Consider the following 14103-nt stretch of genomic DNA (forward strand, 5'->3'; position numbering starts at 1 on the left):
GCACGCCCGCGGGCAATCAGTGGTGGGCCGCCTCGACCGAATCGCACATGCCCTTGATCGCCCGCCGCAGCCACTGGTGGGCCGGGTCGTTGTCCATGCGTGGGTGCCAGGCCTGCACCAGCGCTACGGTCCGCACCGGCACCGGCAGCGGGAACATCCGCAGCGGCAGGCCCATGCGGGTGATGCGGTCGAGCATCACGCTTGGCATCTGCGGCAGCACCAGGTCCGAATCGGCGGCAGCAAAGATCGCGCCATGGAAGGTAGGGATGACCACCGCCACCCGCCGTTGCAGGCCGAGCGCTGCCAGCTCTTCGTCGATCGGGCCATGCGCAAGCCCGCGCCGGGACACGGCGATGTGGTCGCAGGCGGCGAAGCGCTCGACACTGATGTCGCCGTCGAACAACGGATGGTCCTCGCGTGCCGCGCCCAGCAGCGAGGTGGTGAACAGGTGCTGCACCTTGGTTTCAGGGCTGTGCTTGCCGGCCGTGCTGATGTACAGGTCGATCCGCCCCTGCACCATCGCGTCGTCATCGGTATCGCCTTCGGGCACGAAGCGCAGCATGCAGCGCGGTGCCTGCTGGCGGAAGACATCACGCAGGCGGCCGCCATAGCTGCCGATGAACACATCGTTGGCGCGCACGCTGAACGTTCGTTCCAAGGTGGCCATGTCGACCTCGCGGCCCGCATTGAACACGCGGTGTGCCTGCTCGATCACATCGCGCACCTGCTCACGCAGTTCCAGCGCGCGTGGCGTGGGAGCGAGCCCACGGCCGGCGCGCACCAGCACCGGATCACCCAGGGCTACCCGTACCCGGCCCAGGGTACGGCTCATCGCCGGCGCACTGAGATTCATCCGTCGCGCAGCGGCCGCCACGCTGCATTCGTCGATCAGCACATCCAGTGCCAGCAACAGGTTCAGGTCCGGCAAGGGCATGGCAGTCTCCCGCAAATGGGATGACTCTACTGCAATCCAGACCATCCAGAATTGCGCTGTACGCACGCATTGACTGCGGCGCACGGCATGGGTGTGCGCGACGACATCAGCGACCATCAGCGCCCTGCAAAGGAGCTTTCCATGTTCAACACCCTGCTGGTCGCGCTTGATGGCGGCCCCCAGCACGACCGCGTGCTGGACCTGGCCGCCGCCATGGCCGGCCCCCGCAGCCGCCTGCACCTGCTGTGCGTGCTTGACCCCGAATTCGCACTGGCCGCTGGTGCCACCGATGCCGACCGCCGTGAGTATCCCGCCGCCGCCCGGCAGCAGGCGCATGCCGAAGCGGTACTGGCCGACGCCCTGGCCGAGCTGCGCGAGCGCGGCGTGGACGCCATCGCACAGCTGCCTTCCGGCGATCCTGGCGAAGTGATCAGCGCGCAGGCGCGTCGCCTGCAATGCGACCTGATCGTCATCGGCCACCGCCATCTGTCACGCCTGCAGCGCCTGTTCGAGCCCTCGGTGGGGCAATGGACGATCGACCATGCGCCCTGCCCGGTGCTGGTGGAAACACGTGATCCTTAGGTATCGCCAGCATGGCGATGTACTGGCCTGCGGCGGCCTGACGCGGGCTGCCTGCCAGGGTAGTGCCAGCCCCGATCAACCACGCACTTTCCTGCCGTGGCAGTCGCGCAGCCATGCTCAACAGTCCAGCGTGTCGTGCGCGCCCCCGTCGTCGTCCAGCACGTGTGCATGCAGGACTACCTGGTTCCGGCCCGCACGCTTGGCCGCGTACAGGCCGGCATCGGCATCGGCCAGCAACTGTTCGGCGGTGGCCAGCGCCGGCGGATGCAGGTAACCCACGCCCACGCTGATGCTGACCTGGCCTTCCGGCAGCGGCAGCGCTTCCACCGCCTCGCGCAGGCGCTCGGCCAGCGCCAGCACACCCGACAGCGGGCTGCCGGGCACGATCACCGCGAATTCCTCACCGCCATAGCGCGCCACGCTGTCGGCCGCGCGCCCGGCGGTGGCCTGCAGCACCGCGGCCACCGCCTGCAGGCAGCGGTCGCCGGCAGGATGACCGTGCTCGTCGTTGAATGCCTTGAAATGGTCGATGTCCACCAGCAGCAATCCCAGTTCGCTGCCGCTGCGACGCGCCCGGTTCCATTCGGCCAGCAGCAGCGTATCGAACTGGCGGCGATTGGCTACGCCGGTCAGGCCATCCTGCCGTGCCAGCTGATCCAGGCCTGCCTGCCGCTCCAGCAGGTCGAGCTGCAGCAACGTGCTGCGCAGGCTGAAGCCCAGCGTTGCCACCACGAACCCGGTCAGCGCCAACGGCCGCGCGTGGTCCACCACCAGGGTACCGACCACCAGCAGCAACAAGGGCAGGATGATCGGTCCACCGGCCTGCACCAATCGCAGCAGGCGAGGATGCAGCACGAAGCCCGGTGCGGGTGCCTGGCGCAGCGCCAGCAGCGCCAGCAGCAGGAACGGCAGGTCGATCAGCAGATCGTTGTAGGCGCCGAACGACTGCTCGGCGGTGTAGTGATTGATGTAGAACGCCAGCAGCAGATAGGACAGCGCATACAGCGCCAGCGCGCGGTAGAAGCTGCGCCGTTCAGGCGCATCGCCGGCGACCCAGCGCACCACCGCGAAACCGGCGATGCACAGGTTCTGGATGTCGAACATGCGCTGCATGTGCGCCATCGCCTGGTCGTCGATATCGATGCGGTCGGCGAAGGACTGGGTATGCACGAAGAACAACACACCCAGCAGGGCGGCCATCACGCCGTCGATCAGGCTGATGGTCCAGCGTTCGCGACGGGCGCGGGCCAGGATGAACACCAGCGGCACACCGTACAGCACATACAGCAGCAGGCTGGCGCGTGGGGTGATGTCGGCCCGTCCGGCGCCCAGTGCGTCTGCCATGTTGAAGGCCATGCCACCGGCCCAGAGCAGCAGCGCCACTGCAGTGGCACGCCAGCCCAGGGCAGCGCGGTCGCGCTGGCCACGCCACAGGCAGGCCGCGGCCGCCAGCAGGGGGGCCACGGTCAGGAACACGAACGATCCCTCACCGGCCGCACCCGGCCAGAACGCCACGACCACGCCATGGCAGATCAGGAACATCAGCGCCAGCACAACCAGCATGCATCCCCCATGCGCAAGGCCGTATGGCGGCACGATAGCGTGCCGGCACGCCACAGCGGCGTGATCCACTGCGACAAAACGACACTCCGGGCACATGCGCTGGTCGTGCCGGCCGCTGGCCGGCAACTCCAGGGAATCACCGGTCTGCAGGTTGCCGGCCAGCGGCCGGCACTACCCGCAAAACGTCAGGCGTACAGCGCGCGGGCGTGGTGGGCGATGTGTTCGCCGATGAAGCTGGCGATGAAGTAATAGCTGTGGTCGTAGCCGGGCTGCAGGCGCAGGTTCAGCGGATGACCGGCAGCTTCGCAGGCCTGCTGCAGGCGCTGCGGCTGCAGCTGGGTGTGCAGGAACTCATCCCCCTCGCCCTGATCAACCAGCAGCGGCAGGCGCTCGCCAGCGTGGGCCACCAGTTCGCAGGCATCCCACTGCGCCCAGTCGGCCGGGTTGTCACCGAGGTAGGCGGCGAATGCCTTCTGCCCCCACGGCACGTGGCTGGGTGCCACGATCGGCGAGAACGCCGACACGCTGCGGTAACGGCCCGGGTTGCGCAGCGCGATCACCAGCGCGCCATGGCCGCCCATCGAGTGGCCACTGATGCCTCGTGCGTCGGTTGCCGGGAAACCCGCCTCGATCAACGCCGGCAGCTCGTGAGCGACGTAGTCGTGCATGCGGTAGTGCTTGGCCCACGGCTGCTGTGTGGCGTTGAGATAGAAACCCGCGCCCTTGCCCAGGTCATAGCCCTCGGCATCGGCCACGTCATCGCCACGCGGACTGGTGTCCGGGGCGACGATGATCACGCCGTGCTCGGCCGCATAGCGTTGCGCGCCGGCCTTGGTGATGAAGTTCTGCTCGGTGCAGGTCAGCCCGCTCAGCCAGTACAGCACCGGCAGCTTCCGGGTTTCGGCCTGCGGCGGCAGGTACACGGCGAACTGCATGTCGCAGCCCAGCGTGGTCGAATGATGGCGGTAGACATCCTGCCAACCGCCGGCACAGGCGCGGTGTTCGATACGTTCCATGAGGTTTCCTCCCGAGGGACGGCAGGCAAGCGCCTGCCGCCCGGCGCGGCTCAGTAGTGGACGACCGAACGGATCGACTTGCCTTCATGCATCAGGTCGAAGGCTTCGTTGATCTTGTCCAGGTCCATGGTGTGGGTGACGAACGGGGCCAGCTCGATCTCGCCCTTCATCGCATCTTCGACCATGCCCGGCAGCTGGCTGCGGCCCTTCACGCCACCAAACGCGGTGCCCATCCACTTGCGGCCGGTGACCAGCTGGAACGGACGGGTGGAGATTTCCTGCCCGGCACCGGCCACGCCGATCACCACGCTCTGGCCCCAGCCACGGTGCGCACATTCCAGCGCCGCACGCATCACGTTGACGTTGCCGATGCACTCGAAGCTGTGGTCCACCCCCCAGGTGGTCATCTCCACGATCACCTGCTGGATCGGCTTGTCGAAGTCCTTCGGGTTGATGCAGTCGGTGGCGCCGAATTCGCGGGCCAGCTCGAACTTGGACGGGTTGGTGTCCACCGCGATGATGCGCCCGGCCTTGGCCTGGCGCGCCCCCTGGATGACCGCAAGGCCGATGCCGCCCAGGCCGAACACGGCCACGCTGTCGCCTTCCTGCACCTTGGCGGTGTTGTGCACCGCGCCGATGCCGGTGGTCACGCCGCAGCCGAGCAGGCAGACATGCTCCGGGTTCGCTTCCGGGTTGATCTTCGCCAGCGACACCTCGGCAACGACGGTGTATTCGCTGAAGGTCGAGCAGCCCATGTAGTGGTAGATCGGCTCGCCGTTGTAGCTGAAGCGGCTGGTGCCATCGGGCATCACACCCTTGCCCTGGGTGGCACGCACCGACACGCACAGGTTGGTCTTGCCGCTCTTGCAGAACAGGCATTCACCACATTCGGCGGTGTACAGCGGAATGACGTGGTCACCCGGCTTGACGCTGGTCACGCCCTCGCCCACCTCCACCACGATGCCGGCGCCTTCATGGCCCAGCACCACCGGGAACAGGCCTTCCGGATCATCGCCGGACAGGGTGAACGCATCGGTGTGGCAGACACCGGTGTGGGTGATCTTGACCAGCACTTCGCCCGCCTTCGGCGGGGCGACGTCGATCTCGACGATCTGCAGCGGCTGGCCGGGACCAAAGGCGACGGCGGCACGGGATTTCATGATGGCACTCTCCAGAAAGGGCTTGCGGAAAACAGGATGCGCGGCGCTGTGTCGCGCCGTCGTTCATTTCAGGTACGAGCGGATCAACGCGCTCATGTCGCGCACGCGTTCGGCGCGTAGTTCATCGGAGGCGGCGGGCTGGCCGAACTCCTCGCGCAGGTGCGCTTCCATCACTTCGGACATCAGACCGTTGACCGCGCCACGGATGGCGGCGATCTGCTGCAGCACCGGCCCGCAGTCGGCACCGGCTTCCAGCGCGCGGTCCAGCGCATCGCACTGGCCGCGGATGCGGCGCACGCGGGCCAGAACCTTCTTTTTCTCTTCGGGAGAGTGCGGCATCGCGGACCGGCCTCTGAACTATACTGGGGGATAGTATACAGGAGCCGATCCGGACCTCAATCGAACGCCCCTTCTGCGGCCAGCCGGGTCAGCTCTTCCACCACATAACGCACCTTCGGCCGCAGATGCCGCGTCTGTGGCCACAGCGCATGGATGTCCACATGGTGCTGCGTGCAGTGGTCCAGCACCGTCTGCAACGCACCGGATTCCAGGTGATGGCGCACCAGAGACATCGGCATCTGGCAGATCCCCAACCCGGCGATCGCCCCCTCGATCACCGCATCGCCATCGTTGAGCTGGTGCGTGGCACTGGGGATGAAGCTGCCGTTGGTGCCCTCGCTGCCGATCCGCCACGCCACCGACTGGCCATGACGGAAGCCGACCACGCTGCGATGGTCGCGCAGTTCGTCCAGCGTCTGCGGCACACCATAGGCCTTCAGGTAGGCCGGCGACGCGCAGGTCACCAGGCGCTGGCTGGCCAGCTTGCGCGCGACCAGGTGCTCGGCGTGATGCAGGCCGCCAAAGCGGATCAGCAGGTCGATGCCCTCTTCCACCGGGTCAACGAAGTGATCGGTGAAGGTCATCGTCAACTGCAGGTCAGGGTGTTCATTGCACATGCGCAGCAGTACCGGCAGCACCACCAGCCGCCCGAACGAGGACGGCATGTCGATGCGCAGGCGGCCGCTCGGCAGATGCGCAGCCGAGCCCAGGCAGGCTTCGGCCGCCGCGATTTCATCCAGGGCCGCGGCGCAGGAGGCGTAGTACGCCTCGCCGTCGGTGGTCAGCGCGATGCGCCGGGTGGTGCGATGGAACAGGCGCACGCCCAGCCGCGTTTCCAGCCGGGCGATGGCCTTGCCGACCGCCGAGCGGGAGATGCCCAGCGCGTCGGCGGCCTCGGTGAAGGTGGCCGAGCGCGCCGTGGTGACGAAGGTCGCCAGGCCATTCAGGGATTCGACGGGAAGCATCGGCAGGCTCGCTCATTGGGGACAGATTGTCCCGCCTGACGGGAAATCTACCGCCTTTATGTGCCCGCATGTCAACTCCATCATGGTGCTGTCGCGCCGTTGGCGCCCTCCCCCGCTCCGAGATGACTGACATGACCGCCGCCCTGTTCCGCCCCTTCGACCTCGCTGGACTACCCCTGCACAACCGCATCGCGATGGCGCCGATGACCCGTGCCCGCAACCCCGGCGCCGTCGCCAATGCACTCACCGCGCAGTACTACCGGCAGCGCGCCAGTGCCGGCCTGATCATCAGTGAAGGCACCCCGGTCACACCGCAGGGCCAGGGTTACATCGACGTGCCGGGCATCTGGTCGGCCGAGCAGGTCGGCGGTTGGAAGCTCGTCACCGACGCCGTACACGCTGCGCAGGGCACGATGTTCGCGCAGCTGTGGCACGTCGGCCGCATGTCACACAGCTCGCTGCAGCCCGACGGCGGCCAGCCGGTGAGCGCTGGCACGCGGCCGGTGGCGAGCGATCCGAAGAACACCTCGTTCGTGTACCTGGACGACGGCAGCCGTGGCCATGCCGATCCGACACCGCCGCGTGCACTCAGCACGGAAGAAGTGCCGGGCATCGTCGCCGACTTCGTGCAGGGTGCCGACAACGCGATCGCCGCCGGCTTCGATGGCATCGAACTGCATGCGGCAAACGGCTATCTGTTCGAGCAGTTCCTCAACCCGGTCACCAATGACCGGCAGGACGCGTACGGCGGTTCGCTGCGCAACCGCGCGCGGCTGATCCTGGACACCGTGGATGCGATGGCCGCGCGCATCGGCGCGCACCGCATCGGCGTGCGCCTTGCGCCGAACAGCCAGGTCTTCGACATGCCCGCCTATGCGGAAAACGAAGCCAGCTATCTGTACCTGGCCGAGGAACTGGGCAAGCGCGGGCTGGCCTATGTGCATCTGAACGACAACTACCTGCACGGCGCACCGGCGATCGGCGAGGCCTTCCTCAAGGCCTTCAAGCAGGCCTATGGCGGTACGGTGATCCTGGCCGGCGGCATGACCCGCGAACGCGCCCTGCGGCTGGTCGAGGAAGGCAGCATCGATCTGGCCGCCTTCGGCCAACCGTTCATCGCCAACCCGGATCTGGTCGAGCGCCTGCAGCGCGATGTCCCGCTGGCCATCCCCGACCGCAGCACCTATTACGGCGGCGGCAGCGAGGGCTATCTGGACTACCCGCCGGCACCGTAGATCCATCCCAGGCGTGGATACGCTGCACCGGCCACCGCCGGCGTGCCGCGCCTTGATCCTGCCGGGCCATGAGCGCATCGTGGCCCGGCCCGACCTCGGTCCTGCCCCATGAACGCCTCCGCCGCCTCCTTCATCGTCAACCTCGACGTCCCTGACATCACCGCCGCCGAAGCCTTCTACACCCAGGCCTTTGGCCTGCGCAGCGGCCGCCGCCTTGGCCCCGGTGCGCTGGAACTGCTCGGCGCCCCCACGCCGCTGTACCTGCTGCAGAACGATGCCGGCAGCGCAGCGACCGAGGATGGCGATGTCCGCGATTACGAGCGCCACTGGACGCCCGTGCATCTGGACTGGGTGGTCACTGACATCGACGCGGCGCTTGCCCGCGCGGTTGCGGCCGGAGCCGCACTCGAACGTCCCATCCGCGAACGCCGCTGGGGAACGATCGCCGTGCTGTCCGATCCGTTCGGCCATGGCTTCTGCCTGATCCAGTTCAGCGATGCAGGGTATGACGCGCTGGTCGAATGAACTGGTGGCTGCGTAGCGGGCAGCAATCCACGCATGGCGTGGATCTACCGACGCGGGCGGGTGCCGATCGTTGGTCGGCACCGCATCACTCACCGCGATTCACTCGCGCAGCATGTCCACGAACGCACGCAGCGCACCGGGCATCTGCCGCTGCTTCGGGTAATACAGCGCAAACCCGGCGAAGGGCTCGCTCCAGTCTTCCAGCACCGCCACCAGGCGGCCGTCGTCCAGATACGGCCGCGCGGTGTCTTCCAGCACATAGGCCAGACCGATGCCATCGAGCACTGCGCCAACCACGGTGCCCTGCTCGCACAGCGTCAGCCGACCCGGTACGTCGATCTCAAGGGTCTGGCCATCGCGCTCGAACTGCCACTTGTACAGATGGCCGCTGGCGAAACGGAAACGTACGCACTCGTGCGCGGACAGGTCGCGCGGATGCTGTGGGGCCGGCCGGCGCCGCAGGTACTCCGGTGAACCGACAATCAAGCCGCGCAGCGGCGGCCCCATCGGCACCGCCACCATGTCCTCGGGCACGAACTCGTGGAGGCGCACGCCCGCGTCGTAGCCCTCGGCAACGATATCGACCAGGCCATCGTTCTCGGTCAGCTCCACCCGTACGTCCGGATGCGCGTGCAGGAACCGCGCCAGCCGCGGCCCCAACTGGGTCGCCACCGCCGCCCGCGTCGCATTGATCCGCAGCAGGCCGGCCGGCACCGCGCGGAAGTGGTTCATTTCCTCCAGCGCATCGTGCACCTGCCCCAGCGCCGGCTGCAGGCGCTCCAGCAGGCGCTGCCCGGCCTCGGTGAGGGCCACGCTGCGGGTGGTACGGTGGAACAGGCCCACCCCCAGCCGTTCCTCCAGCGCGCGGATCGCATAGCTCACCGCCGAGGTCGACAGGGCCAGTTCGGCACCGGCGCGGCGGAAGCTGCGGTGGCGCGCGACCGCAGCGAAGGCGGCCAGGTGGGTCAGGTTGTCAGTGGCCATGATTATGCAGTCTGCCTTGATGAATCATGCCGATATATCCGCTTCTTACCCTGGGGTACGGGGCGTATTGTAAAACGCCTTTCGACAAACCCTGCCAAGGATTCCCCATGTCCCTCGCCCGTGGTTACGCCGCCCACACCCATACCGACCCGCTGGTGCCCTTCGAATTCGAGCGCCGCGCGGTTGGCCCGAACGATGTGCGCATCGAGATCCTGTACAGCGGCATCTGCCATTCCGACCTGCACCAGGCCCGCGACGACTGGGGTGGCTCGATCTACCCGATGGTGCCGGGCCACGAGATCATCGGCCGGGTCACCGAAGTCGGCAGCGAGGTCACCCGCTTCAAGGTCGGCGACCACGCCGGTGTCGGCTGCATGGTCGATTCCTGCCGCCATTGCGATGCCTGCCAGCACGACCTGGAGCAGTACTGCGCCGAAGGTGCGACCTGGACCTACAACGGCCGCGAGCGTGAAAGCGGCGCACCGACCTACGGCGGCTACTCCGACCATGTGGTGGTCGAGCAGCGTTTCGTGGTCAAGGTGTCCGAAACGCTGGACCTGAAGGCAGCCGCGCCGCTGCTGTGCGCCGGCATCACCACCTGGTCGCCGCTGCGCCACTGGAAGGTCGGCCCGGGCCAGAAGGTCGGCGTGATCGGTCTGGGCGGCCTCGGCCACATGGGCGTGAAGTTCGCCAAGGCGCTCGGCGCGCACGTGGTGATGATCACCACCACCCCGGAAAAGGGTGCCGACGCCAAGCGCCTGGGCGCTGACGAAGTGCTGGTTTCGCGCGATGCCGAGCAGATGAAGGCGCATGCCGGCAGCTTCGACTTCCTGCTCAACACCATCCCGGTCAGCCATGACACCAACCCGTACCTGGGCCTGCTCAAGCGCGAAGCGACCATGTGCCTGGTCGGTGTGCTGACCGAACTGGACCCGCCGTTGACCGGTGGCAGCGTGATCTTCGGTCGCAGGAACCTGACCGGCTCGGCGATCGGCGGCATGGCCGAAACCCAGGAGATGATGGACTTCTGCGCCGAGCACGGCATCGTCAGCGACGTGGAGATGATCGACATCAAGAACGTCAACGAAGCCTGGGAGCGCATGGCCAGGAACGATGTGCGCTACCGCTTCGTGATCGACATGGCCACCATCAAGGCCTGATCGCTGCGCTGATGGAATGAAGAAACCCCGGCATTGCCGGGGTTTTTTTTGCGTACGCCACCCGCCGGGCATGGCCCGGCGCCACCGGATTCGTGGCGGGTAGCGCCGGGCGCATTTTCAGTACGCGAACTCGCGGAACACCGGGTCGACGTCGCCGTGCCAGCGGCCATGGAACAGCGCCAGCTTGCGCTCGGCCGGGGTCAGGCCGGACTCGACGATTTCCTGCAGCACGTCCAGGAACTTGCTTTCATCCTGGCCATCGGCATTGCGCGCCGCACGGCGCTTGAGCCCGTCCACCGAAATCTTCACCGCCTCGCGGGCGAGGTCGCGCACGGTGCCACCGCGGAACGGCAGGCCCATCGCGTGCTTGGGCACGCCATCACGCAGCGCATGGCGCTCGGCCAGGCTGAAGTCACGCACCAGATCCCACGCCGCATCCAGCGCCGTGTCGTCGTACAGCAGGCCCACCCAGAAGGCCGGCAGCGCACACAGGCGGCTCCACGGGCCACCATCGGCACCGCGCATTTCCAGATACTTCTTCAACCGCACTTCCGGGAACGCGGTCGTGGTGTGGTCCGACCAGTCGCGCAGGGTCGGCAGCTGGCCCGGCAGCACCGGCAGCTTGCCCTGCATGAAGTCGCGGAAGCTCTGCCCGCTGGCATCGTGGTAGATGCCATCGCGGTAGGAGAAATACATTGGCACATCGAGCAGGTAGTCGACATAGCGCTCGTAACCGAAGCCGTCCTCGAACACGAAGTCGAGCATGCCGGTACGGTCGGCATCGGTATCGGTCCAGATGTGCGAGCGGTAGCTGAGGTAGCCGTTCGGCTTGCCTTCGGTGAACGGCGAGTCGGCGAACAGTGCGGTAGCGATCGGCTGCAGCGCCAACGACACACGGAACTTCTTCACCATGTCCGCTTCGCTGGCGTAATCCAGGTTCACCTGCACGGTGCAGGTGCGGGTCATCATGTCCAGGCCGAGCGAACCGACCTTGGGCATGTACGAGCGCATGATCCTGTAGCGGCCCTTGGGCATCCACGGCATTTCATCGCGCGCCCACTTCGGCTGGAAGCCCATGCCGAGGAAACCCAGCTGCAGTTCGCCGGCCACCTGCGCCACTTCATTGAGGTGGGTGCCGGTTTCCACGCAGGTCTGGTGAATGGTTTCCAGCGCCGCACCGGACAGCTCCAGCTGGCCCGCCGGCTCCAGGGTCACCGAGGCGCCATCACGCAGCAGGGCGATGGTGTTGCCGTTCTCCTGCACCGGCGTCCAGCCGAAGCGGACCAGGCCGTTGAGCAGGGCCTCGATGCCGCGCTCGCCATCGAAGGTCGGCGGACGCAGGTCATCCAGGCGGAACCCGAACTTCTCGTGCTCGGTACCGATGCGCCACTGCGAACGGGGCTTCTCGCCGGAGGCGATCTCCGCCACCAGTTGCGAGCGGTCGGTAATGGGCGTATCGGCGACGTGGCTGGGGCTCGACAAGGGGGTGGCTCGCTGGACGGTGGCAGGGGATGTGGGGCTGGGAGCCTTGCATCGCAAGGGCGCACTATAGCGTGGCGGCTCGTTACGTCATGCGACGATGACGGGTTTCAGCATCCTACCGACACCCTCTTGACCCTCGTACACTCAGGGCCATGAGCCGCCATTCACGACATCCCGAGCTGCACCGTGCCGATCGCGTCGGCTGGCTGCGGGCCGCCGTACTGGGCGCCAACGATGGCATCGTCTCGGTCGCCGGCCTGGTGGTCGGCGTGGCCGCCAGCGGCGCCTCGGCCAGCACGATCCTGGCCACCGGCGTGGCCGGCACCGTGGCCGGTGCGATGTCGATGGCCGCCGGCGAGTATGTGTCGGTACAGATCCAGGCCGATACCGAAAATGCCGATCTGGCGATGGAGAAGCGCGAGCTGCACGAAGACCCGCACAGCGAACTGGACGAGCTGACCGCGATCTACCGCCATCGCGGACTGGAGCCGGCGTTGGCGCGCCAGGTTGCCGAACAGCTGACCGCCCACGACGCGCTGGGTGCCCACGCGCGCGACGAACTGGGCATCACCGAGGAACTGCGCGCGCGGCCGTTGCAGGCCGCATTGGCGTCGGCCGCCGCCTTCACCTGTGGCGCCGCGCTGCCGGTGCTGACCGCACTGCTGACGCCGGTACAGAACGTCGCCACGGCCACCACGGTCAGCACGCTGGCCGGCCTGTGCCTGACCGGCGCGATGGCGGCACGCGCCGGTGGCGCATCCTCCACGCGCGGCGCCCTGCGCGTAATGTTCTGGGGTGCACTGGCGATGGCCGCCGCAGCGGGTGTCGGCCGCCTGCTGGGCGCGCACGTCGTATGACCGGCATGCCCCCCACCGCGATGGCATTACTGGCGGAGATGGCCAGCCTGGCCGGCTGCCAACGCGCTGAAGGCTATGCCTGCATCACCGCCCGCCGCGAGCACGGTGCCGTTTCGGTGGAGATTCCGCAGCCACAGTTCGCCATCCTGCTGGAAGGCCGCAAGCAGGTACGTACCGCCCACCAGTCGCTGACCTTCGTGCCCGGTGACATCCTGCTGATCACCCAGCGCTGCCGCATCGACGTGGTCAACACACCGGACCCGCAGACCGGCCGCTACCTCAGCGCGATCGTGCCGCTGTGCACGGAAGTCCTGGCGGCGGCGCGCACGCTGTGGAGCGAGGCCTTGCCAACGGCCGGAGCGGCGCTGGCCCGGCAGGCGCTGGGCGATCACGCCACGGTGCTGCGCAGCTGGCGGCAGTCGTTGCAGGACGGCCACTACAGCGAAGCGCGGTTGGCACTGGCCACGCTGGTGCTGGCGTGGTGCCGGCAGGGCCACGGCAATCTGCTGTTGCCGCACGCACCGACGCTGGGCGAGCAGATCCGCGACCGCATCGCCGCCGAACCGGCCCGCGACTGGCAGTCGCGCGACGTTGAAGCGCACTTCGCACTGAGTGGCGCGACCCTGCGGCGGCGGTTGGCAGCTGAAGCCACCAGCCTGCGCCAGCTGCTGACCGAAGCGCGCCTGGCCCATGGCATGCAGCTGCTGTACACCACCGATCTGCCGTTGAAGACCGTGGCAGCACGCGCGGGGTATCGTTCCGCAGCGAGTTTCAGCAAGCGCTTCGCCGAGCAGTACGGGCTGGCTCCCACAGATATCTAGGGTTGTTCGGCAGGGCTGCGCCCTGCACCCGCAGAGGCAACGGCAACAGCCGAAGCAACAGCAACAGCGTGCATTCCGTGGGATGGCGGCGCGGTGTGGGTATGCAGGACACGCCGTAAACCCATCCATGGGGGCTCGATGGCGCCATCCATGGCGCCAACGGTCCTGCATACCCACACCGCCCCACCTCTGACAGATTCCGGTGGCCAGTAGATCCACGCCATGCGTGGATGATTTTCTCCCCTTCCATTCGATTCATTTCGATGATTCCGAATTGAATTCGAAGAGCATCCACGCATGGCGTGGATCTACGTGTCGACCATGGTCGACACCCACCAAAAGCAGGCCATGCCATCCCGACAGATCGCAGAAACCTGTCGAAGGCGGGGTGGGTCCGGTTGCGGGGGTGTCCGCGGCATGGATGCCGCGGCCAAGCCTACAGGGACGTATTCACGGCGTCCCCCGCAACCGGACCCACCC

Annotated in this window: 14 protein-coding genes; 6 read left to right on the forward strand and 8 right to left on the reverse strand. The window is 67.3% G+C overall.

Going from position 1 to position 14103, the window contains the following annotated elements:
* Positions 1-16 precede the first annotated feature (16 nt).
* A complete protein-coding gene (locus tag ACUXVE_RS06960) occupies positions 17-934 on the reverse strand; it encodes a LysR family transcriptional regulator (protein ID WP_025874094.1) in 918 nt (305 codons plus the stop codon).
* A gap of 141 nt (positions 935-1075) precedes the next feature.
* Here ACUXVE_RS06960 and ACUXVE_RS06965 point away from each other — a divergent pair, with 141 nt between their 5' ends.
* Positions 1076-1516 (forward strand): universal stress protein, encoded by a 441-nt coding sequence (locus ACUXVE_RS06965; RefSeq protein WP_154881051.1) that lies wholly within the window; start codon positions 1076-1078, stop codon positions 1514-1516.
* Positions 1517-1633: 117 nt separating this feature from the next.
* Here the strand turns inward: ACUXVE_RS06965 and ACUXVE_RS06970 are convergent, their stop codons facing one another.
* The 5 genes from ACUXVE_RS06970 to ACUXVE_RS06990 all read right to left on the reverse strand — a co-directional run bounded on the left by ACUXVE_RS06970 (position 1634) and on the right by ACUXVE_RS06990 (position 6559).
* Positions 1634-3079 carry a diguanylate cyclase gene (locus tag ACUXVE_RS06970; protein WP_445514081.1) on the reverse strand — a complete coding sequence of 482 codons (1446 nt, stop codon included), beginning with the start codon at positions 3077-3079 and terminating at the stop codon, positions 1634-1636.
* Positions 3080-3264: 185 nt separating this feature from the next.
* Positions 3265-4095 carry an S-formylglutathione hydrolase gene (gene fghA / locus ACUXVE_RS06975; protein ID WP_222388385.1) on the reverse strand — a complete coding sequence of 277 codons (831 nt, stop codon included), beginning with the start codon at positions 4093-4095 and terminating at the stop codon, positions 3265-3267.
* Positions 4096-4145: 50 nt separating this feature from the next.
* Positions 4146-5255, reverse strand: coding sequence for an S-(hydroxymethyl)glutathione dehydrogenase/class III alcohol dehydrogenase (locus ACUXVE_RS06980; RefSeq protein ID WP_445514082.1), 1110 nt, complete (start codon positions 5253-5255; stop codon positions 4146-4148).
* A 63-nt stretch (positions 5256-5318) separates the two neighbouring features.
* Positions 5319-5594 carry a metal/formaldehyde-sensitive transcriptional repressor gene (locus tag ACUXVE_RS06985; RefSeq protein ID WP_445514083.1) on the reverse strand — a complete coding sequence of 92 codons (276 nt, stop codon included), beginning with the start codon at positions 5592-5594 and terminating at the stop codon, positions 5319-5321.
* Positions 5595-5650: 56 nt separating this feature from the next.
* Positions 5651-6559 (reverse strand): LysR family transcriptional regulator, encoded by a 909-nt coding sequence (locus ACUXVE_RS06990; protein ID WP_445514084.1) that lies wholly within the window; start codon positions 6557-6559, stop codon positions 5651-5653.
* 131 nt (positions 6560-6690) lie between these two features.
* Here ACUXVE_RS06990 and ACUXVE_RS06995 point away from each other — a divergent pair, with 131 nt between their 5' ends.
* Both ACUXVE_RS06995 and ACUXVE_RS07000 read left to right on the forward strand, forming a co-directional pair.
* Positions 6691-7794, forward strand: coding sequence for an alkene reductase (locus ACUXVE_RS06995; RefSeq protein ID WP_445514085.1), 1104 nt, complete (start codon positions 6691-6693; stop codon positions 7792-7794).
* Positions 7795-7902: 108 nt separating this feature from the next.
* On the forward strand, positions 7903-8319 hold the full coding sequence (locus ACUXVE_RS07000; protein WP_445514086.1) for a VOC family protein: 417 nt from the start codon (positions 7903-7905) through the stop codon (positions 8317-8319).
* 99 nt (positions 8320-8418) lie between these two features.
* Here ACUXVE_RS07000 and ACUXVE_RS07005 read toward each other — a convergent pair whose 3' ends face one another.
* Positions 8419-9303 carry a LysR family transcriptional regulator gene (locus ACUXVE_RS07005; RefSeq protein ID WP_445514087.1) on the reverse strand — a complete coding sequence of 295 codons (885 nt, stop codon included), beginning with the start codon at positions 9301-9303 and terminating at the stop codon, positions 8419-8421.
* Between the two features lie 107 nt (positions 9304-9410).
* Here ACUXVE_RS07005 and ACUXVE_RS07010 point away from each other — a divergent pair, with 107 nt between their 5' ends.
* Positions 9411-10463 carry an NAD(P)-dependent alcohol dehydrogenase gene (locus ACUXVE_RS07010; RefSeq protein ID WP_208083206.1) on the forward strand — a complete coding sequence of 351 codons (1053 nt, stop codon included), beginning with the start codon at positions 9411-9413 and terminating at the stop codon, positions 10461-10463.
* Positions 10464-10580: 117 nt separating this feature from the next.
* Here ACUXVE_RS07010 and ACUXVE_RS07015 read toward each other — a convergent pair whose 3' ends face one another.
* The gene (locus ACUXVE_RS07015; protein WP_093817997.1) at positions 10581-11945 is read right to left on the reverse strand and encodes a glutamate--cysteine ligase; all 1365 of its coding nucleotides are present in this window, start codon (positions 11943-11945) and stop codon (positions 10581-10583) included.
* A 152-nt stretch (positions 11946-12097) separates the two neighbouring features.
* On the opposite strand from ACUXVE_RS07015, the gene ACUXVE_RS07020 reads away from it, so the two are divergent.
* The gene (locus tag ACUXVE_RS07020; RefSeq protein WP_445514088.1) at positions 12098-12802 is read left to right on the forward strand and encodes a VIT1/CCC1 transporter family protein; all 705 of its coding nucleotides are present in this window, start codon (positions 12098-12100) and stop codon (positions 12800-12802) included.
* Positions 12799-13623, forward strand: coding sequence for a helix-turn-helix transcriptional regulator (locus ACUXVE_RS07025; protein WP_093817999.1), 825 nt, complete (start codon positions 12799-12801; stop codon positions 13621-13623). Before ACUXVE_RS07020 ends, ACUXVE_RS07025 begins: the two co-directional genes overlap by 4 nt.
* Positions 13624-14103: the final 480 nt, after the last annotated feature.

Source organism: Stenotrophomonas sp. 3(2025) (genome assembly GCF_052665395.1).

Bases quoted from the DNA above. Each gene is read 5' to 3' on its own strand.
- ACUXVE_RS06965 (WP_154881051.1), top strand. From the start codon at position 1,076: ATGTTCAACACCCTGCTGGTCGCGCTTGATGGCGGCCCCCAGCACGAC.
- ACUXVE_RS07005 (WP_445514087.1), bottom strand. From the start codon at position 9,303: ATGGCCACTGACAACCTGACCCACCTGGCCGCCTTCGCTGCGGTCGCG.
- ACUXVE_RS06960 (WP_025874094.1), bottom strand. From the start codon at position 934: ATGCCCTTGCCGGACCTGAACCTGTTGCTGGCACTGGATGTGCTGATC.
- ACUXVE_RS06990 (WP_445514084.1), bottom strand. From the start codon at position 6,559: ATGCTTCCCGTCGAATCCCTGAATGGCCTGGCGACCTTCGTCACCACG.
- ACUXVE_RS06985 (WP_445514083.1), bottom strand. From the start codon at position 5,594: ATGCCGCACTCTCCCGAAGAGAAAAAGAAGGTTCTGGCCCGCGTGCGC.
- fghA (WP_222388385.1), bottom strand. From the start codon at position 4,095: ATGGAACGTATCGAACACCGCGCCTGTGCCGGCGGTTGGCAGGATGTC.
- ACUXVE_RS07010 (WP_208083206.1), top strand. From the start codon at position 9,411: ATGTCCCTCGCCCGTGGTTACGCCGCCCACACCCATACCGACCCGCTG.
- ACUXVE_RS07020 (WP_445514088.1), top strand. From the start codon at position 12,098: ATGAGCCGCCATTCACGACATCCCGAGCTGCACCGTGCCGATCGCGTC.
- ACUXVE_RS07000 (WP_445514086.1), top strand. From the start codon at position 7,903: ATGAACGCCTCCGCCGCCTCCTTCATCGTCAACCTCGACGTCCCTGAC.
- ACUXVE_RS06995 (WP_445514085.1), top strand. From the start codon at position 6,691: ATGACCGCCGCCCTGTTCCGCCCCTTCGACCTCGCTGGACTACCCCTG.
- ACUXVE_RS06970 (WP_445514081.1), bottom strand. From the start codon at position 3,079: ATGCTGGTTGTGCTGGCGCTGATGTTCCTGATCTGCCATGGCGTGGTC.
- ACUXVE_RS06980 (WP_445514082.1), bottom strand. From the start codon at position 5,255: ATGAAATCCCGTGCCGCCGTCGCCTTTGGTCCCGGCCAGCCGCTGCAG.
- ACUXVE_RS07025 (WP_093817999.1), top strand. From the start codon at position 12,799: ATGACCGGCATGCCCCCCACCGCGATGGCATTACTGGCGGAGATGGCC.